This is a genomic window from Pseudomonas sp. AM8 (genome assembly GCF_036346475.1).
GTDB lineage: Bacteria > Pseudomonadota > Gammaproteobacteria > Pseudomonadales > Pseudomonadaceae > Aquipseudomonas > Aquipseudomonas marginalis.
On the sequence record NZ_JAOTNX010000007.1, the window covers coordinates 187,632 to 207,661 of the forward strand.

Sequence of the window (20,030 nt, forward strand, 5' to 3'; positions counted from 1 at the left end):
GCTTAGCGACCGCGAACCGCTTGTTCCAGCTCGGCGAAGCTTGGGCGATGCTTCGGGTACAGCACCTTGCGACCGAACTCCACCGCCAACGAAGGCGGCATGCCGGAAGCGGACGCCACCAGGCTGGCCTTGATCGATTCGTACAGGTTGATTTCTTCCTTGGCATCGTGGGCCAGGGAGGTCGCCAGCGGGCCGAAGAAGCCGTAGGCCGCGAGAATACCGAAGAAGGTACCCACCAGCGCCGCACCTACGTGCATGCCGATAGCCGCCTGGTCACCTTCACCCAGGGAGGCCATGGTCACCACGATACCCAGTACCGCCGCGACGATACCGAAGCCGGGCATGCCGTCGGCCACACCGGTTACGGCATGGGAAGGATGCTCCAATTCTTCCTTGAGGCTGAACAATTCCATGTCGAACAGGCCCTCAAGCTCATGGGGAGCCATGTTGCCGGAGGACATGATGCGCAGGTAGTCACAGATGTAGGCGGTCATGCGCTCATCTTTGAGCACGGCCGGGTACTTGGCGAAAATCGGGCTGGCCGCGGCGTCCTCGATGTCGGCCTCGATGGCCATCATGCCTTCGCGGCGGCTCTTGTTGAGGATCTCGTAAACCAGGCCCAACACTTCCAGATAGAACGTGTGGGTGAAACGCGAACCGAACATGCCCAGCGACTTCTTGATCACGTGCATGGTCATGTAGCCGGGGTTCGCCTGCAGGAAGGCACCCAGTGCCGCACCACCGATAATCATCACCTCGAAAGGCTGGATCAGTGCCGCAATTTTACCGTGGGACAGGACGTAGCCGCCGAGCACGCTCGCGAAGACGACGATAATGCCGATAATTTTAGCCATAGGAGATGAGTACTTGCGCCGTCGGGTTCATGGACATATTTGGGGGAACTGGAAAACTCTTGTTCTACTTATCGGCAAAACTGCGCCAGACTATAGCCCGTTAAGGCGAAAAGCCAGTTCGGCCCGCTCCGGGTGTGTTGACCGCAAGTGATGATCGCGCCCCAATCATGGCTAATGAAACGACAGTCCCAACTGCAAAACCTGCTTCTCTAGCCGCTTGGATCAAGCGCCTGGACGAAGTGCTGCTGCCTGTTCCACAGGCCAGCCATGACCGCGTGTGCAAAGCCATCCGCGATAGCCGCAGTTCGTTGCGAGATATTGCCGAGCTGATGCAAAACAGCCCGGCCCTCGTACTCAGCGTCATGCGCGAGGCCAACAGCCACACCCATGGCAGCCTCGCGGCACCGGCGGAAAACCTCGAAGTGGCGCTTAACCGCCTGGGCCTCAAACGCGCCGAGGAGCTGCTGGCACGCCTGCCGTCTGTGCCGGCCCATGAAATTCCCGTAGCGCTGCGCCAGTTGCTGCTGGTCAGCCAGCACGCCTCGCAACAAGCCAGTGGATTGTTCGGCAGCCGCCTGGCGCGGCTGTGGCAGGACATTCACTGGGGCAGCCTGCTGTTTCTTTCACCGCTGTGGCCGATGGCCGTTGCCTACCCCAAGCTCCTGGAAGAATGGGAACTGCGGGTCATCCACAAGGGCGAGTCGGCAAGCAAGGTCGAACAGGCGTTGTTCGGTGTGCGCCTGCTGGACCTGTGCCTCGGCCTGACCGAAACCTGGCACCTGCCGATCTGGGTGTCCCAGGGTTATACCCTGTTGCGGACCGAGCAGCGCTTGCTGGTCAAGGCCCTGCACATCGCCCGAGAAGATGACCCTCTTCGTCACCAGCAATTGCTCGACGCCGATCCCAACCTGCGCCGCTGGTTGAATCAGCCGGCCAATACGGTGCTGCTGGCCAACGGCCTGGCGATGTCGGCCCAGGAATCCTGGACCTGCCCGCACACCCAGCGCTGGCAATACCTCACCGCGCTGTACCTGCAACAGCCCCTGAGCGAAGTGCAGCAACAGGTGCACCAGCAAGCCGTCACCAGTGCCCGCGACACCTTGATGCCCGATCTCTGGCACCCGGCGCTGTCGCTGATCTGGCCGTGGCATGTGCACAAGATTCATCGCGGCCTGCTGCCCGCACCACCGCCCACCGCCGAAGCCCTGGCTGTCTGGCGCAAGCGTTGTACCGAACTGCTGGTAGAGCCGAGCCGCTTTGCCAACGCCATGCATTTGACCACGTGCGCCAAGGAAGCCCTGGTGGCCAGCGGCATGCAGCGCGTCATGCTGTTCATGGCCGATCGTGCCCTGAGCACCTTGCGCGTACATCAGGCCGACGGCCTGCCGAAGGACGCCGCCAACCTGAGCCTGGACGTGGTCAACAGCACGCTGCTGCAGCGCCTGCTGGAAAAGTCCGCCCAGGTGCGCCTCACACCGGAAAACCACGCCCAGTTCTCGGCACTGCTGCCGCCGATCCTGCGCCGCCTGTTCACCGGCGAGCACCTGTTGTTGCGGTCCATGAGCTGCAACGGTCGCGTGGTGATGGTGATGATCGCCGACCAGGGCGGCGGGCCGTTCTCGGAAACCACCGTGCAGGCCTTCGGTAAAACCGCCCAATGCATCGAGAAAGCCCTGCACAGCTTTACCAACCGCAGCGCTTGATGCTTGCGCTACAATCGCCGTCCTTTAATCGCCAACATTCGTGCCCAGGAGACCTCACATGCCTGACTTCTCTGGCTTGCCGCTGGTGATCGAATCCAGTGACCTGCTCGCTCAACTGGATGCCGAACACCTGATTCTGGTGGACCTCACCAGTGCCGCCCGCTACGCCGAAGGGCACATCCCCGGCGCGCATTTCGTTGACCCCAAGCGCACCCAGCTGGGCCAGGCGCCGGCACCCGGCCTGCTGCCCGGCAAGGCCGAGCTTGAGAAACTGTTCGGCGAACTGGGCCACACGCCCGACGCCACCTACGTGGTCTATGACGACGAAGGCGGTGGCTGGGCCGGGCGTTTCATCTGGATGCTCGATGTGATCGGCCACCAGAAATACCACTACCTGGATGGCGGCCTGCTGGCGTGGCTGGAGGGCAAGCACCCGCTCTCCACCGACGTGCCCGCCCCGGCCGGCGGCCCGGTCAGCCTTACACTGCACGATGGCCCCACCGCCACCCGCGAATACCTGCAAAGCCGTCTCGGCGCTGCCGACCTGGGCATCTGGGATGCCCGTGGCCCGCTGGAATACTCCGGCGAGAAAGTCCTTGCGGCCAAAGGCGGCCACATCCCCGGCGCGGTGAATTTCGAGTGGACCGCCGGCATGGACAAGGCGCGCAACCTGCGCATTCGCCGCGACATGCCGCAGATCCTCGAAGACCTCGGGCTGACCAAAGACAAAGAAATCATCACCCACTGCCAGACTCATCATCGCTCTGGCTTCACCTACCTGGTGGCCAAGGCGCTCGGTTATCCGCGAGTCAAAGGTTATGCCGGTTCCTGGGGCGAATGGGGCAACCACCCCGACACCCCCGTCGAGATTTAAGGTTTAAGGACAGTTAATGAAAAAGCAGTTGTTTATCCTCAGCCAGTACCTGCTGCCGCACCACCTGCTGTCGCGGTTGGCCGGCTGCATCGCCGAGTGCCGCGTGCGCTGGTTCAAGAATGCCTTCACCACGTGGTTCGCCAAGCGCTATCAAGTGGACATGTCCCAAGCCCTGGTAGAAGACGTGACCGCTTACGAGCACTTCAACGCCTTCTTCACCCGCGCCCTGAAAGACGGTGCTCGCCCACTGGACCAGACCCCTGGCGCAGTATTGAGCCCAGCCGATGGCGCAGTCAGCCAGCTTGGCCCCATCGAGCACGGTCGTGTGTTCCAGGCCAAAGGCCACAGCTTCAGCGTGCTGGAACTGTTGGGCGGCGATGCAGCGGTCGCTGCGCCGTTCATGGGCGGCGATTTCGCCACCATCTACCTGTCGCCGAAGGACTACCACCGGGTGCATATGCCACTGGCCGGCACCCTGCGTGAAATGGTCTACGTACCTGGGCGGATTTTCTCGGTGAACCAGACCACCGCCGAAAACGTGCCGGAGTTGTTCGCGCGTAACGAGCGTGTTGTCTGCCTGTTCGACACCGAACGCGGCCCGATGGCCGTGGTATTGGTCGGTGCGATGATTGTGGCGTCGATTGAAACCGTATGGGCCGGCCTGGTGACTCCGCCGAAGCGCGAGCTGAAAACCTTCCGCTATGACGAAGCTGCCCGCGCGCCGATTCACCTGGAGAAGGGTGCGGAACTGGGTCGCTTCAAGTTGGGCTCCACTGCGATCGTGCTGTTCGGGCCGGATCAGGTGAAGTGGGCCGAAGAACTGGTGGCGGGTTCGCCGGTGCAGATGGGCCAAGGCATCGCTTTACCTAAAGCCTGACGCCGAACCCAATGTGGGAGGGGGTTTGCCCCCTCCCACATTTAGTCATTTACAACTGACCGTCGCGGTCGCGAAAACCCAGCAGATACAGCACGCCATCCAACCCCAGGGTAGAAATCGCCTGCTTGGCCGATTGCTTGACCAATGGCTTGGCGCGGAATGCCACACCCAAACCGGCAATTGCCAGCATCGGCAGGTCGTTGGCGCCGTCACCGACCGCAATGGTCTGCTCCAGACGCAAACCTTCCTTGTGGGCCAATTCCTTCAGCAGGTCCGCCTTGCGCTGCGCATCGACAATCGGCTCGACCGCGACGCCGGTCACTTTGCCATCCACCACTTCCAATTCGTTGGCGAAAACATAGTCGATGCCCAGCTTGGCCTGCAATTGCTTGGCGAAGTAGGTGAAGCCACCCGACAGGATTGCCGTCTTGTAGCCCAGGCGCTTGAGTTCGGCAAACAGGGTTTCGGCGCCTTCGGTCAGGCGCAGCGACGCGCCGATGGAGTCCAGCACGTTCACGTCCAGGCCCTTGAGCAAAGCCAGGCGCTCCTTGAAGCTGGCGCGGAAATCCAATTCCCCGGCCATGGCGCGCTCGGTGATTTCGGAAACCTGCTCACCCACGCCGGCCGCCTTGGCCAACTCGTCGATAACTTCGGCTTCGATCAGCGTGGAGTCCATGTCGAACACCGCCAGGCGGCGATTGCGACGGAAGAGAGAGTCTTCCTGGAAGGCGATATCGACATTCAGCTCCTGGGCCACGCTGAGGAATTCGGCGCGCAGGGCTTGCGGGTCGGCAGGCTCACCGCGCACGGAGAACTCGATGCAGCCCTTGCCCTTGTCGGCCGGGGTGTCCAATGGCATGCGCCCCGACAGACGGTCGATATGGTCGATGTTCAAACCATACTGCGCGGTAATAGAGCTGACGCGCTGCAGCTGTTCGGCGGTGACCTTGCGGGTCAGCAGCGTCACGATATGGCGCTTCTTGCCCTGGCCGGCCACCCACTGCTGGTAATCCGCTTCGGACACCGGGGTGAAACGCACCTGCTGATCGAGCTTATACGCCGTAAACAGGATGTCCTTGAGCACCGATGAGGCCTGCTCGGTGCTGGGGATTTCCACCAGGATGCCGAACGACAGCGTGTCGTGGATCACCGCCTGGCCGATGTCGAGAATGTTCACACCACCCTGGGCCAGAACGCCGGTAATGGCTGCGGTAAGACCTGGGCGGTCTTCACCAGTGATGTTAATCAGGACAATTTCGCGCAAGGCGCACCCCCAGGCTGGAAAAAAACCGCATTCTACCCACTTTCAGTGACCATCGGGCACAGCCAGCGCTTTGCCGGTCTTGGGCCTGTCGCTATACTGCGCGTCAACTTCACGGACCAAGAGCCGAGCTCAAGTGAACCGGCCCACGCCAGTAAAAACCGACAACTTCTTCCTGCTGATCTTCCGGGCACTGCGCCACCGCCGTGTACCGATCGCATTACGCATCGCCAGCCATAACGTGATCCTGGTCGCATTGGCCCTGGTGATCTACGCCTGCGTGATGGGTTTGCAATTCAAGCAGGCCATGCACGAGCAGGCCGACGCCCTGGGCGAGAGCCTGACCACGCAGACCGCCACTTCGGCGACTGAGCTGCTGGTGTCCAACGACATCCTCAGCCTCAACGTGCTGCTCAACAACCTGACCAAGAACCCGCTGGTGGCCCATGCTGCCATCTACAGCGTGGACAACCGCATCATGGCCGAAGCCGGGCAGCGCCCGAAAAACGGCCTGTTGGGCGAAGCCGAAGGCCTGTACCAGAGCAATATCACGTTTCAGGATGTGAAGGCCGGCCAACTGCGTATCAGCCTCGACATGCAGCAGTTCCAGCAGCCGATGACCATCAGCCTGCAAAGCATGGGCATCCTCAGCGCCATCCTGCTGGCATTGGCCCTGGCCCTGAGCCTGCGCCTGGGGCGGCATATCTCCACGCCGCTCATGCAACTGCGCATCTGGCTGCGGGACATCGACGAGCACACCCCGGCAACCGACCGCCAGGATGAAATCGGCGACCTTGCCCGCCAGCTGCACGCCAGCTTCGCCCCGGAACCGGTGGTGCCCGAGGTCGAGCCAGAGCCTGAATACGACGACACCGATTACGACGAAGAGCCCGAGTTCGAAGTGCGCAACCTGCGTGACCCGGGCTTCGACGAGCGTCCGCCGGTGGCGGGCCTCAAGCCGGCACCGCGCCATGCCTTCAAGGCCGAAGAAGACGAGCTGGACGATGAAGACCCCTTCGCCGACCTGCGCGATACGTCAGCCGACAGCCCCGCAATCGCCCCCAAGGCGGCGCCGGTACGCAGCAGCGAGCCGCAGTACAGCGCTGTGCTCGCCGTGCAATTGGGTGCCCAGGACCAATTGCGTCGCCTGCCCCGCGCACGCCTGACCGAACTGCTGGAGCGCTACCGCGACTGCCTCGACCAGGCCGCCTCGCTGTACCAGAGCGAACTGCACACCCTGAACGACGGCAGCACGCTGATGCTGTTCCACAGCGAAGACAGCGGCGAAGATTACCTGACCAATGCGATTTGCTGCGGTGAGTTGCTGCGCGCCCTGGGCCATGAATTGCAGATCGAAGTCGCCGACAGCGGGATCACCCTGCAACTGCAACTGGGCCTCACCGTGGGCGACGACCTGTTCGGCATGAGCCAGATCGACCTGCTGCTGACTGAAAACGCCCAGGACGCACTGGCCTTGTCCCAACACAGCCGCAACCTGCTGCTGGTCGAGCGCAAGATCAGTGAAGACACGCTGATCCGCCAGCGCGCGCGTATCCGCCCGATTGCCAGCCCTGAGGGGGCAAGCTGCGTGGAGCGGTTGATGGAGCCGTATCCATCGATGCTGGAGCGGCAGTTGGCACGGATGCATGAGACCCGCGCAAAGCCCTGAAGCACACCGCCGGACTAATGTCTCCTGTAGGAGCGAGCTTGCTCGCGAAAAACGTCAACGATAACGCGTTGTTCCTGAATGAACGCGGCGCCTGTGAGTTTTTCGCGAGCAAGCTCGCTCCTACAAAAAGCATTAGGGCTTGCCCCCTCCCACATTTGGATCTCAACAAGCCTCAAGTCAATCGCAGATAAGCAAAAAGGCCCGCTGAATCAGCGGGCCTTTTTGCTTATCTGCGATTCAGATCAGAACCTGAACACTTCCATATCCGTACGGATCGGCGTAGCCATCGGCATCTTCGGCTTTTGCGGCTCTGCCGGCTTGGCCTGTACCGGGGCCGACTTACGGGGCGCCTCGGCGATGGGGGGCTGGTTGGCCAAGGGCTTGAGGGCCACCGACAACTGCTGCGCCAATTGCTGCAGCAGCACGCCCTGGGCCTGAACCTGGGACGCGGTGGTGCCGGCATGTTCTTCCTGCAGGTGCACGATGCGGTTATCACGCACCTGGCCGCGACGGTCGATCAAGCGCCATTGCGCATCGAGGATCGCCGGTTGCGATTTACCGGAGTCGAGCCGGGTAATGGTCAGCAAGACCTGCACATCCGGGCTGAAGCCGGTTGGTGCGGGCGCCAGGACCACACGCTGGCTGTCCAACTGACCGGCCACCTGACGCAACATCAACTGGTTGATGTCAGACGATAAACTGCCTGCCCAACGACCATCGGTGGAACCTTGCAGGCTTCCATCGTTCTGACGTTGCAGCAGGGTTTCGCGTTGCAGGTAGTCGGCGACGACCACCGGCCCGAGCAAAACGGCCATGCCAGCGGTCTGGGCTGGCTGAGCTGGACTTCCGCTGTCCAGCTGGTACAGCGACACAGGCTGGTGTGTGCTGCAACCCGCCAACCCCAAAAGGCCAGCGAGCATCAAAAATAGAGGAACGCGTGGAGCAGTCATCATCCCATCCAGGTGGCTGCCACAAGGCGAACCACAATGTAATACTAAAAATAACCTAAACACGCTCGGCCACGCCGGCGCTGGAAAGGCCATATCATCCGTGAATATGCGCCATGACTCCAGCGCCAAAGCGTCGATCTACGCTTTAAATCGTAGATCGAGGGCTCTAATACGCCTTAAACCGGCGTTTCCACCAGCAAAGCATCCACACGCTGGAAGCCGCGAGGCAGTTTATTACCGCGACGACCACGCTCGCCCTTGTAGTGTTCAAGGTCGTCGGGGCGCAATGACAACGTGCGCTTGCCGGCCTGGAGCACCAGGGTGGCACCTTCCGGGATCACCGCGATGTCGGTCACGTACTCTTCGCGACTGGCCACCCGCTCGCCGGGAATACCAATAATCTTGTTGCCCTTGCCTTTACCCAACTGCGGCAGATCGCTGATCTTGAACACCAGCAAGCGCCCTTCGGTGGTCACCGACGCCAGCCAGTTGCCTTCGCGGTCTTCCACCGGACGCGGCAGGATGACCTTGGCGTTGTTCGGCAGGCTCAACAATGCCTTGCCCGCCTTGTTCTTGGCCTGCAGGTCTTCACCCTTGACCACGAACCCGTAACCCGCGTCGGAGGCGATCACATACAGCGACTCGTCATCCGGCAGCAGCACACATTCAAAATTCGCCCCAGGTGGCGGCGTCAGGCGGCCGGTCAACGGCTCGCCCTGCCCCCGCGCCGATGGCAAGGTATGGGCCGGCACCGAATAACTGCGCCCGGTGGAGTCAATAAACACCGCAAACTGGTTGGAACGCCCGGCTGCAGCAGTTTTGAAGCCATCACCGGCCTTGTACGACAGGCCAGTGGCGTCAATATCATGCCCTTTGGCTGAACGAACCCAACCCTTTTCCGACAGAACGACGGTAATTTTCTCGTTCGGCAGCAGTTCGGTCTCTGTCAGCGCCTTGGCTTCGGCACGCTGAACGATTGGCGAACGGCGGTCGTCGCCATAGGTTTCGGCGTCCTTGATCAACTCGCTGCGCACCAGCTTCTTCAGCTTGGCTTCGCTGCCCAGCAGGGCTTGCAGCTTGGCTTGCTCCTTGAGCAACGCGTCCTGTTCGTCGCGCAACTTCATCTCTTCCAGGCGTGCCAACTGACGCAAGCGGGTGTCGAGGATGTAGTCGGCCTGGATCTCGCTCAGCTCGAAACGCGCGATCAGCTCGGCTTTCGGGTGCTCGGCGGTACGGATGATGTGGATCACTTCATCCAGGTTGAGGTAGGCAATCAGCAAGCCGTCCAACAGGTGCAGGCGGCGTTCGACCTTGTCGAGGCGGAACTGCAGGCGGCGGCGTACGGTTTGTATCCGGAACTCCAGCCACTCGACCAACAGGTTGCGCAGGTTTTTCAACTGCGGCTTGCCGTCCAGACCGATGATGTTGACGTTGACCCGGTAGCTGGACTCCAGGTCCGTGCTGGCAAACAGATGTTGCATCAGCACTTCGTGGTCGACCCGGCTGTTCGTCGGGATGATCACGATGCGGCATGGGTTTTCGTGGTCGGACTCGTCACGCAGGTCAGCGACCTGGGGCAGTTTCGACGGTTTGGCCTGCATCAGCGCGGCAATCTGCTCCAGCACCTTGGCACCGGACACCTGGTGCGGCAGGGCGGTGACGATAATGTCGCCGTCTTCGATGTGATACACGGCACGCATGCGCACCGAGCCCTTGCCGGTTTCGTACATCTTCAGCAGGTCGGCGCGCGGCGTGATGATTTCCGCTTCGGTCGGGTAATCCGGGCCCTGGATATGCTCGCACAGCTGCTCGACCGTGGCCTTGGGCTCATCCAGCAAGCGTACGCAGGCGGTGGCGACTTCGCGCAGGTTATGCGGCGGTACGTCGGTGGCCATGCCGACCGCGATGCCGGTGGTGCCATTGAGCAGGATATTCGGCAAACGTGCGGGCAACACCAGGGGCTCGTCGAGAGTACCGTCAAAGTTCGGCCCCCAGTTCGCGGTACCCTGGCCCAGTTCGCTGAGCAGCACTTCCGAATAGCGCGACAGGCGCGCCTCGGTGTAACGCATGGCCGCGAAGGACTTGGGATCATCCGGCGCACCCCAGTTGCCCTGGCCGTCGACGAGGGTGTAGCGGTAGCTGAACGGCTGGGCCATCAGCACCATGGCTTCGTAGCACGCCGAATCGCCGTGGGGGTGGAACTTACCGAGCACGTCACCGACGGTACGCGCCGACTTCTTGTGCTTGGAGTCGGCGTCCAGGCCCAACTCACTCATGGCGTAGATGATGCGCCGCTGTACGGGCTTGAGGCCGTCGCCGATATGCGGCAAGGCACGGTCCATGATCACGTACATGGAGTAGTTGAGGTAGGCATTTTCGGTGAAGTCAGCCAGCGACCGGCGTTCTACGCCATCTAAGCTGTCTGCGAGGATGTCACTCATGCGGGCCTCATCATTGTTTGGTAAGGCGCAGCGGAAATGCCGCCGCGCCGGATCGATTCAAAAAAGTAGCGGCTCATGGCTGGGCGCTCCAGCCGCCAGCGGGGGCGGCAAAACGATAGACCATGGGGCGTTTTTCACCATCGGCGCGGGGGCCGAAATTATTGTCGATGCCCAGCCAGGCACCGTCTGCGTCCAGCACCAGGGCTTCGGCCAGGCCATAGGGCTGGGCGTAACGCCGCTCGGGCGTCAGGGTTTCGTCGGCGAACGACCAGCACAGCTCGACCTTGGCCGTGACCGTATCGCGCCGGCAGATCTGGAACGCATTGCGCTCCAGGGTAAACAGCTTGCCGTTGAACAGTGACAGATCGGCGAAATCCTTGGACACCGCCTTGGCACCGACGAACTTGGCCGGCTGCATCTCCTGGCCGGCCTCGCTCAGCAACACGCAAGGGCCGTCGCAATCCCACAGGCTTTGCGGGCGCTTGATGGAGATGAGGCCGCGCCGCTCACGCTCCGCAGCCAGCCAGATCTGATTGCCCTCGGGGTTGATTGCCAGGCCTTCGAACAACGCATTGAAGTGCAGCAACATGCCACTGGCCCGGGCTTCACGCACCATGCCCGGGGCGATCTTCAACCATTCAGGCGCACCGCTCACCGGTACTTGCAGCACCGCCGCATGGGCTTCGCTGACAATGTAGCGATTGCCGGCGGCATCGCAGGTGATGCCTTCGAAATCCAGGTCGCCGCCGCGAATGAACGACGCAGCCTTGGTGCGCGAACGCAGCCCCCAGGGCAGCCCGGATTCCGGCACCGGCGGCACATCGATGCTTACCGCTTCGGCTTGCCAGGTCGGCGCACGGGTATCGAGACGGTAGATCTGGTCGTCATCACGATCGGAAACCGTCCACAGCTCCTTGCCACACAGCGCCAGGCCCGACAGGTTCCCGCCGCGCATGCCGTCCACCGGGTGTTCGGACACCAGCTTGAGCTCAGCCACGGGCGCGGCAACTACCGAAGTGGCCACCAGCCCGCTCAACATCAGGATCGCCAGGGCGACACCTGTGCGCATCAGCCCAGGACCTCAGCCAGGTTGCCCTTGGATTCCAGCCAGGACTTGCGGTCCGGCGCGCGTTTCTTCGCCAGCAGCATGTCCATCATTTCCGAGGTGGCGGCGAAGTCTTCCAGGGTCAACTGCACCAGGCGCCGGGTGTTGGGGTCCATGGTGGTCTCACGCAGTTGCGGCGGGTTCATTTCACCCAGGCCCTTGAATCGGGTGACCTGCGGCTTGCCACGCTTCTTCTCGGCCACCAGGCGGTCGAGAATGCCATCGCGCTCGGCTTCGTCCAGGGCGTAGAAAATCTCCTTTCCCAGGTCGATCCGGTACAGCGGCGGCATGGCGACGTAGACGTGACCGGCATCCACCAACGGACGGAAGTGCTGCACGAACAACGCGCACAGCAGGGTCGCGATGTGCAGGCCGTCGGAGTCGGCGTCGGCGAGGATGCAGATCTTGCCGTAGCGCAGCTGGCTCATGTCGGCTGCGCCTGGGTCGACGCCGATGGCCACGGCAATGTTGTGCACTTCCTGGCTGGCAAGGACTTCGCTGCCATCGACTTCCCAGGTATTGAGGATCTTGCCGCGCAACGGCAGGATCGCCTGGAATTCCTTGTCCCGCGCTTGTTTGGCGGAACCACCGGCGGAGTCACCTTCGACCAGGAACAGCTCGGAGCGCATCGGGTCCTGCCCGGCGCAATCGGCCAACTTGCCCGGCAATGCCGGGCCCTGGGTAATGCGCTTGCGCTCGACCTTCTTGCTGGCCTTGAGGCGACGGCCGGCGTTGTTGATCGCCAGTTCCGCCAGGGCCAGGCCCAGCTCCGGGTGCTCGTTGAGCCACAGGCTGAAAGCATCCTTGACCACACCGGAGACAAACGCCGCCGCTTCGCGGGACGACAGGCGTTCCTTGGTCTGGCCGGAGAACTGCGGCTCTTGCATTTTCATCGACAGCACGAACGCAATGCGCTCCCACACGTCTTCCGGCGCCAGCTTCACGCCACGCGGCAGCAGGCTGCGGTATTCGCAGAATTCGCGCATGGCATCCAGCAGGCCCTGGCGCAGGCCGTTGACGTGGGTGCCGCCCTGGGCGGTGGGGATCAGGTTGACATAGCTTTCCTGAACGCTGTCGCCGCCTTCGGGCAGCCACAGCAGCGCCCAGTCGACGGCTTCCTTGTTGCCGGCCAGGCTGCCGCAGAACGGCTCGTTGGGCAGGCGTTCGAAATCACTGACGGAGTCTTCCAGGTAGGAACGCAGGCCGTCTTCGTAGTGCCACTCGACCTTCTCGCCAGTGCCTTTGTCTTCAAAGGTCACCAGCAGGCCCGGGCACAGTACGGCCTTGGCCTTGAGCACGTGCTTGAGACGGCTGATGGAGAATTTCGGCGAGTCGAAGTACTTAGGGTCCGGCGCAAAGTACACGCTGGTGCCGGTATTGCGCTTGCCAACGGTACCGATCACCTGCAGGTCGGTGGCTTTGTAGCCATCGGCGAAGGTCATCTCGTACTCGTTGCCGTCGCGCTTGACCTTGACCCGCACCAGCGTGGACAGGGCATTGACCACGGAAATACCCACACCGTGCAAGCCACCGGAGAACTGGTAGTTCTTGTTGGAGAACTTGCCGCCGGCGTGCAGCTTGGTGAGGATCAGCTCGACGCCCGACACACCCTCTTCCGGGTGAATGTCCACCGGCATGCCGCGACCATCGTCGGACACTTCCAGGGAGTGGTCGGCGTGAAGAATGACGTGCACCGACTTGGCGTGCCCGGCCAAGGCTTCGTCGACGCTGTTGTCGATGACTTCCTGGGCAAGGTGGTTCGGCCGACTGGTGTCGGTGTACATGCCGGGGCGTTTGCGCACCGGGTCGAGGCCCGAGAGGACTTCGATGGCGTCGGCGTTATAAGAGCTAGCGCTGGGAGTGGCCATGGGGTCTCGTCGTGAGTCGTTCGATTAAAAAGTAACCTGCAATTTCCAAGGCAATTACAGTGCCGAGAAATCGAAGGATTGATACTGATCTGCGCCAATGCCGGCAAAACTCAACAATGCCGGTAATTGCTGGGCAAACCCCTGGTAACCATGGTCGCCACCGGCCTGGATGCGCAAGGCACAGGCCCGGTAATACTGCTGGGCGAGGCGATAATCCAGTGTTTCATCGCCGGTCTGCAACCACACCTGGTAACGCGCGGCGTCCTGGGGCGCCGGTACTTCCAGCTCGGCCAGCGCCGTGACATGGTCGTGGGTCAGTTCCCAGGTTTCATCGGTGTAGAGGTTCTTCTGGGTGCCCAGGTAACCGTCGAACATCCGATGGGGGCTGACCGCCGGGTTGACCAGGAGTGCCTTGAGGCCATGGCGCTCGGCAAGATGGGTTGCATAGTAGCCGCCGAGCGAGCTGCCGACCAGCAGCGGCCGCCCCAGCTGGGCAATGGCTTCCTCCAATTGAGGAATTGCCTGACGGGGATGGTGATGCAGGGCCGGCACGCGCAATTGATCAGCCAGGCCCAGGGTGTCCATCACGGTAACCAGCTGGCAGGCCTTGTTGGACGCGGGCGCACTGTTGAAACCGTGGATATACAGGATCGAAGCGGACATGCCGGGGCCTCGCTGGGGCTGCCAAAGAGGCGCAGTTTACAGGGAACAGGGGGCTTGTGGGTGCAGCCGATCGCCGCTGACGGTACTATCTGCGGCCCGGGAACCCGGATATATGGCCGGAGGCCAGTGGCCCGACTTCAAGCGGGGAAACACCATGCAACTTGAATGGCTTGAGGATTTTGTCGAACTGGCGCGCACTCGCAGCCTGTCGCGTGCCGCCGAAAATCGCTGTGTCACGCATCCAGCGTTCGGTCGACGTATCCGGGCGCTGGAAGAATGGGTCGGCACGCCATTGATCGAGCGCAAGCAACCCCTGTCACTGACACCCTGCGGCCTGCTGTTCCTTGATGCCGCCACTCAATCGCTGGAATTGCTGGGCACTGTCAGAGCGCAGTTCAAAAATGACACCCTCAGCCGCGACGAACCGGTGCGCATCGCCACCGGCCGGACCCTGGCCTGTGACTTTTTCCCCGATTGGTACGAGTCATTGCACCCGAAACTGGGCAGCTTTGCGGTGTCATTGCTCACCAGCGGTGCGCAAGAAGCGATCAGCCGGTTGTCCGCCGGCGAGGTTGATCTGCTGCTGAGTTTTTCCAGCCCGCTGACCCAGACGCTGTTGGACCCGGAGCATTTCGACTCCCGAGTACTGGCCAAGGAGGAACTGCTACCGGTCAGCGCCCCGAGCGCCCCTGGACAGCCGCAACTGCAGATACTCGCCGACAGCAACGCCCTGCCCATCCCTTGGCTGGCCTTCTCACCCACTCTGACACTGCGCAGCGTACTGGCCCGGCATTTGGATCGACTGCCGCAGCGCCTGGCGCTGCGAATGGTTTACCAAGCGGACTCCTATGACGCCATTCTGGAAATGGCCAAGCGTGGCCGGGGGCTGGCGTGGTTGCCGCGCATGGTCGTCAACGACGCGCTGGCATCGGGCGAGCTGCTGATGGCGGGGGGCGCCGAATTTTGCGTCAGTTTCGACGTTTCGCTGCATCGCCTGCGCGCCAACCGGAGCGAGATGGTGATGAGGATATGGACAGCCTTGACCCCCTCCACCACCCAGTAGCCGGATTTACGCGCTCTATCACCGCTGCCGGCAACAACCTGCCGGGTCGTGCCGAAACAGCTCAAATCTGTGCCGAAAGAGCAATTGCCGTTCTGCCGCCTTTGGTTCACTTTCATCCGGGCTTTCACCCATAACAATTAACGCCTTCGATGTCGCCAGGCCGCGCTGCGGTTCGGAGAGTCCGTAGGCCAACAGTGAAACAAACCCGGTGCACACTCATGACAACTCAATCATCCGCCTTATCATCGGCCCAAGCTCCCACCCGGCGCGGCCCATGGAAAGAGATCATCGCTGCCAGCGTCGGCAACGCGCTGGAGTTCTATGACTTACTGATCTATGGCTATTTTGCAGTCGTCATCGGCAAACAGTTTTTTCCGTCCGATAACGAAACCACCTCATTGCTGCTGGCCGTAGGCTCGTTCGGCATTTCCTTTTTGATGCGCCCGCTGGGCGCCATTGTGCTCGGTTCATACACCGACAGAGCCGGACGAAAGGCGTCATTGACGCTGTCGATCATGATCATGCTGGTCGGCACCGCAATGATTACGTTCGCCCCGACCTACGAGCAGATCGGCCTGGCGGCGCCGCTGCTGATCATCGTTGCCCGCATGCTCCAGGGGTTTTCCACGGGCGGCGAATTTGGCGCGGCGACCGCGTTCATGGTCGAACACGCCGACGCCGGGCGACGGGGTTTCTTTGCCAGCTGGCAATTGTCTACCCAGGGGCTGGCAACTGTGCTGGCGGCGGGTGTCAGTGCGATCCTCAGCTATGCGCTGTCGGATGTGCAGTTGAACGATTGGGGCTGGCGTGTAGCCTTCGGCTTCGGCCTGCTGATCGGGCCGGTAGGCTTTTACATTCGCAGACAAATCGATGAAACGCCGGACTTCAAGAAAAACGTAGCCAACGTAGCGGTCAAGACCCCACTGCGGGATGTCCTGATCAAAGGGCACGTCAGCCTGTTGCTGGCTATCGGCGTGGTGGCGGGCGCGACCGCATTCAATTACGTGCATAAGCTGTACATGCCGATCTACGCCTTTAAACAACTGAGCATCACCGCCACGTCGTCCTACCTGGGGGCCCTGATGACCGGCATTACGTTGATGCTCATGGCCCCGATTTTCGGTGGGCTTTCCGATCGCCACGGGCGATTCCGAGTGTTGACCATCGCCTTGTCGATTACCGGACTGTCGTCTTATCCGATGTTCCTGCTGCTCAATATCTTCCCCAGTTTCTCCACGCTGCTGGTCGTGCAAGCGCTTGTCGGCGTATTGATTGCGGCCTGCCTGGGGCCAATCCCGGCAATGCTTGCCGACATCTTCCCAACCAGCATTCGCGGTACTGGGCTGGCGCTGAGCTACAACTTTTCCGTGACCCTGTTTGGTGGTTTCGCCCCGTTGATCGTGACCTGGATGATCGAGGCAAGCGGCAGCAAACTGGCGCCGAGCTTTTATGTGATGGCAACCATTTTGATCAGCGTACTGGCGATCGCCTGCCTGGGCCGGCGCATGCGCAGCGCCCATCCCTGCGCCAGTTAAGGGCCGCGAGTCCCCCCTGCTTGTCGCGGCTCGCCCCCGCGACAAGGTACCCACCTTGAGCCCTCGGAGGCAGACATGAAAACCCTTGAGCAGGTTCGTGCATCACTGACACCGTACCCTGTGGAAGTCGAGTTCCCCGATCTCAGCCAATGGAAAGCCGGCAACTGCGGGATCGACTATGTCCACAGTTTTGACAGCGGCACGCCTGGGCCACATGTGCTGGTCATGGCACTGACCCATGGCAATGAAGTCAGCGGAGCAATCGCAGTAGACGCCTTGCTGCGCAGCGGCGTGCGCCCTCGCAAAGGCCGTTTGTCACTGGCGTTCGGCAATATCGAGGCCTATCACCGCTTCGACCCACACGACATTGACGCCACCCGTTTTGTCGACGAGGACATGAACCGTGTCTGGCTACCATCAACACTGGACGGCGACCGAGACTCCGTGGAACTGCGTCGCGCACGTGAGCTGCGACCGCTGATCGACAGTGTCGACTTGCTGCTCGATATCCATTCGATGCACGAAGAATCCCCACCACTGATGATGTGTGGGGCCTGCGCCAAAGGCCTGAAATTCGCAAAATCGTTAGGCGTACCGGCAACCGTGGTGGTCGACGCCGGCCACGCCAATGGCCGGCGTATGCGTGACTATGGTGGGTTTGGCGATCCCGCCAGCCAAAAAAACGCACTGCTGATCGAGACCGGCCAACATTTTTCTAAAAAAAGCCAACACGTCGCCCTCGATATTGCCGCACGCTTCCTGATGGCGACTGATGCAGTCGCCGAGGCCGACGTCTTGAAGCTCCTGAGCCAGGAAAAGCCGGGGCCCCAGCAATGCCTGCAAGTCACTGAACCGGTGATCGCCCACAGCATGGACTTCCGTTTTACCGATGACTTCCGCGGCCTTGAGCGCATAGCCCAGGCTGGAACAGTGATCGCTCGGGACGACCGGCGCGAGATCGTCACACCCCATGACGACTGCGTGTTGATCCAGCCCTCGCTGCGGCAGTTGGGTCCAGGGCTTACGGTAGTGAGGCTGGCGAAGGTTCTGGATATTTAGCCGCCGAGACGTCAATAGCCGTCACTGCCGTAGTCCACCTGGAAGGCGAAGCCTTCGACCCGCTCCACCCCGGTCTCCAACCGTCCGTCGGCATACAGGCGCAACCAACGATAACCCGGCGCTTGCTCGCTGACCTTGAAATCCTCGCTGCCCGGCGCGAACTGGATGCAGGTGGACGGCGAAGCCAGCAGGCGCACGCCGTTGCGCTCGCGGTCGATCTCCTGGTGCACGTGGCCCCAGAGCACTGCCCTCACCTGCGGAAAACGGTCCAGCACGGCAAACAACGCATCGGGGTTGCGCAAGCCGATAGGTTCCATCCACGCACAGCCGATGGGCACCGGGTGATGGTGGAAACACACCAGATGATGGCGGTTCGGGGCTTCGCTCAAGGCTTGAGCCAGCAATTGCAGCTGCGAATCCTGCAGGTAGCCCGGCACCGAGCCCGGCACGGCGGAGTCGAGCAGGGTGATACGCCAGTTGCCGACGTCCACTACGGGCTCCAGCAGGTCACTGTGCGCGGCGGCGTGCACCATAATCTGCGGTTCGTCGTGATTACCGGGAATCCAGCGCGCCGGGGCCTTGATCTGCTGAGTCAGGTCACGAAATGCCTGGTAAGACGCCAGCGTACCGTCCTGGGACAAGTCCCCCGTGGCCACTACCAGGTCGATGTGCGGCTGTTGCTGGCGCACCAATCCAATCACCCGCTGCAGGCTCTCACGGGTGTTCATGCCCAACAGCAGGCTGTCGGCCTCGGCAAACAGGTGGCTGTCGGACAGCTGCACCAGCAGCGCAGCATCGGGGTTCAAGGTGGATACGCTCGGCAAGGCGCTCTCCCAAGGCAATCACAGGAATATAGAGTTGGAGCGATTATGCTGGGGCAGGACGCAAAGAGGAAACCCAGGAAGCAGACGCAGTTCACATCTACCGCACGACTTCGAACTCGTGGCCCAGGGCCAGGCAGTGGCTCAACCATTCACCGAGGAACACATTGAGCTGTGCTTTCTCATCGGGCTGGTGCATGAACACATTCGGGTAAGGATAAATGCTGCGAAAGCGCCGCGCATGTTCGGCGCTGATCACTTCGGCCATCCGCGCATCGTGGTACACCTGCACTTCCATCTGCGGCACCGGCAGCCACGGCAGGCTGTGTTCCTGGCGCACCCGCAGGGTGGTGGTGTACGGGCAATTGACGATGACTTCCAGGGCCAGCACGCCCAGCATCTGGTCGCCATGGGTCACGCCGATGCGGCGCGCCTCCGGGGTGTGGCGCATGTCGGGCAACAGACGCATCAGCCGCGCATAGTTCGCCTCGCAGGCGGCTTGCAGCCCGATCAGGTCGACTCGATAACGTTCCCGTGCCTTTACTGCCATAACCCCCTCACTTCCGCGCGATTAAGCGCAAGCCATTGCAGGGCGATAATGCTGGCTGCGTTGGAAATCCTGCCGTCGCGCACGGCTTGCAGGGCGTCTTCAAAAGCCCAGACCGTGACGCGGATGTCTTCTGCCTCTTCTTCCAGTCCATGGACACCACCGGCCCCCGAGCTGTCGCAGCGACCCAGGTACAAGTGGACAAATTCGGTACTGCCACCGGGCGACGGGAAATACTTGGTGATCGGCCACAGTGCGGAGAACGTCAGCCCAGCTTCCTCCTCGGCCTCGCGGTGTGCAACCTCCTCCGGCTGCTCATCCCTGTCGATCAGGCCGGCGACCATCTCGATCAACCATGGATTGTCGGTACGGCCCATGGCCCCCACGCGAAACTGCTCGTTGAGCACCACTTCATCACGCTGCGGATCGTAGGGCAGAACACACACGGCGTCGTGACGGACGAAGACTTCGCGATTGATCACTCGGCTCATGCCGCCAGCGAATTTTTCGTGGCGCAATTGCACGCGATCGAGCTGGTAGAAGCCCTTGTAGGCATTGTCGCGCTGAACAATCTCGATCGTGCTCGGCGTCGATTTCGCAATGTCTGTCATACCCTTCCTCATCATGTCCGGTGCAATTCGCGCCATCCTAACGCGCTCGTGCCCCTTGGTGCAGCCCCTTTGCGGTTGCCGGGCCAGACGGAGGAGGTCAAACTCACGCTCAATCAGCTTAGTGGCGAA

General features: G+C 61.7%; 17 protein-coding genes. 7 read left to right on the forward strand and 10 right to left on the reverse strand.

Features of this window, described 5'->3' with window-relative positions:
- Positions 1-2 precede the first annotated feature (2 nt).
- Positions 3-854 (reverse strand): flagellar motor stator protein MotA, encoded by an 852-nt coding sequence (gene motA, locus V3W40_RS18305; RefSeq protein ID WP_053139364.1) that lies wholly within the window; start codon positions 852-854, stop codon positions 3-5.
- Positions 855-1,021: 167 nt separating this feature from the next.
- On the opposite strand from motA, the gene V3W40_RS18310 reads away from it, so the two are divergent.
- Genes V3W40_RS18310 through asd form a run of 3 tightly spaced genes read left to right on the forward strand, consistent with a single transcriptional unit; the run spans position 1,022 to position 4,308 of the window.
- Positions 1,022-2,557 (forward strand): HDOD domain-containing protein, encoded by a 1,536-nt coding sequence (locus V3W40_RS18310; protein ID WP_330215449.1) that lies wholly within the window; start codon positions 1,022-1,024, stop codon positions 2,555-2,557.
- A gap of 58 nt (positions 2,558-2,615) precedes the next feature.
- Positions 2,616-3,431 carry a rhodanese-like domain-containing protein gene (locus tag V3W40_RS18315; protein WP_027604911.1) on the forward strand — a complete coding sequence of 272 codons (816 nt, stop codon included), beginning with the start codon at positions 2,616-2,618 and terminating at the stop codon, positions 3,429-3,431.
- Between the two features lie 16 nt (positions 3,432-3,447).
- A complete protein-coding gene (asd, locus tag V3W40_RS18320) occupies positions 3,448-4,308 on the forward strand; it encodes an archaetidylserine decarboxylase (protein ID WP_003171334.1) in 861 nt (286 codons plus the stop codon).
- 49 nt (positions 4,309-4,357) lie between these two features.
- Here the strand turns inward: asd and serB are convergent, their stop codons facing one another.
- A complete protein-coding gene (serB, locus tag V3W40_RS18325; RefSeq protein WP_065925636.1) occupies positions 4,358-5,572 on the reverse strand; it encodes a phosphoserine phosphatase SerB in 1,215 nt (404 codons plus the stop codon).
- A gap of 133 nt (positions 5,573-5,705) precedes the next feature.
- Here serB and V3W40_RS18330 point away from each other — a divergent pair, with 133 nt between their 5' ends.
- The gene (locus V3W40_RS18330; RefSeq protein WP_065946611.1) at positions 5,706-7,238 is read left to right on the forward strand and encodes an AhpA/YtjB family protein; all 1,533 of its coding nucleotides are present in this window, start codon (positions 5,706-5,708) and stop codon (positions 7,236-7,238) included.
- A 242-nt stretch (positions 7,239-7,480) separates the two neighbouring features.
- Here V3W40_RS18330 and V3W40_RS18335 read toward each other — a convergent pair whose 3' ends face one another.
- The 5 genes from V3W40_RS18335 to V3W40_RS18355 form a co-directional block, all read right to left on the reverse strand.
- Positions 7,481-8,191, reverse strand: coding sequence for a PqiC family protein (locus V3W40_RS18335; RefSeq protein WP_027604914.1), 711 nt, complete (start codon positions 8,189-8,191; stop codon positions 7,481-7,483).
- A gap of 173 nt (positions 8,192-8,364) precedes the next feature.
- A complete protein-coding gene (gene parC, locus V3W40_RS18340; RefSeq protein WP_330215450.1) occupies positions 8,365-10,629 on the reverse strand; it encodes a DNA topoisomerase IV subunit A in 2,265 nt (754 codons plus the stop codon).
- Between the two features lie 73 nt (positions 10,630-10,702).
- A complete protein-coding gene (locus V3W40_RS18345; protein ID WP_065925638.1) occupies positions 10,703-11,698 on the reverse strand; it encodes an esterase-like activity of phytase family protein in 996 nt (331 codons plus the stop codon).
- A complete protein-coding gene (gene parE / locus V3W40_RS18350) occupies positions 11,698-13,602 on the reverse strand; it encodes a DNA topoisomerase IV subunit B (RefSeq protein WP_027604917.1) in 1,905 nt (634 codons plus the stop codon). Before parE ends, V3W40_RS18345 begins: the two co-directional genes overlap by 1 nt.
- A 54-nt stretch (positions 13,603-13,656) precedes the next feature.
- The gene (locus V3W40_RS18355) at positions 13,657-14,265 is read right to left on the reverse strand and encodes a YqiA/YcfP family alpha/beta fold hydrolase (protein WP_137211609.1); all 609 of its coding nucleotides are present in this window, start codon (positions 14,263-14,265) and stop codon (positions 13,657-13,659) included.
- 154 nt (positions 14,266-14,419) lie between these two features.
- Between V3W40_RS18355 and V3W40_RS18360 the strand changes: the two genes are divergently transcribed.
- From V3W40_RS18360 to V3W40_RS18370, 3 genes are all read left to right on the forward strand, one after another.
- A complete protein-coding gene (locus V3W40_RS18360; RefSeq protein ID WP_065925844.1) occupies positions 14,420-15,328 on the forward strand; it encodes a LysR family transcriptional regulator in 909 nt (302 codons plus the stop codon).
- A 218-nt stretch (positions 15,329-15,546) separates the two neighbouring features.
- Complete coding sequence (locus V3W40_RS18365) at positions 15,547-16,863, forward strand: MFS transporter (protein WP_065946613.1); 1,317 nt, start codon at positions 15,547-15,549, stop codon at positions 16,861-16,863.
- Positions 16,864-16,938: 75 nt separating this feature from the next.
- Complete coding sequence (locus tag V3W40_RS18370; protein WP_330215451.1) at positions 16,939-17,922, forward strand: M14 family metallopeptidase; 984 nt, start codon at positions 16,939-16,941, stop codon at positions 17,920-17,922.
- 11 nt (positions 17,923-17,933) lie between these two features.
- Here the strand turns inward: V3W40_RS18370 and cpdA are convergent, their stop codons facing one another.
- From cpdA to V3W40_RS18385, 3 genes are all read right to left on the reverse strand, one after another.
- Positions 17,934-18,746, reverse strand: a complete 813-nt coding sequence (cpdA, locus tag V3W40_RS18375; RefSeq protein WP_065925642.1) for a 3',5'-cyclic-AMP phosphodiesterase — start codon at positions 18,744-18,746, stop codon at positions 17,934-17,936.
- A gap of 97 nt (positions 18,747-18,843) precedes the next feature.
- On the reverse strand, positions 18,844-19,293 hold the full coding sequence (locus tag V3W40_RS18380; protein WP_330215452.1) for a DUF1249 domain-containing protein: 450 nt from the start codon (positions 19,291-19,293) through the stop codon (positions 18,844-18,846).
- Positions 19,284-19,901 carry an NUDIX domain-containing protein gene (locus tag V3W40_RS18385; RefSeq protein ID WP_027604920.1) on the reverse strand — a complete coding sequence of 206 codons (618 nt, stop codon included), beginning with the start codon at positions 19,899-19,901 and terminating at the stop codon, positions 19,284-19,286. The genes V3W40_RS18380 and V3W40_RS18385 overlap by 10 nt, the downstream gene beginning before the upstream one ends.
- Positions 19,902-20,030: the final 129 nt, after the last annotated feature.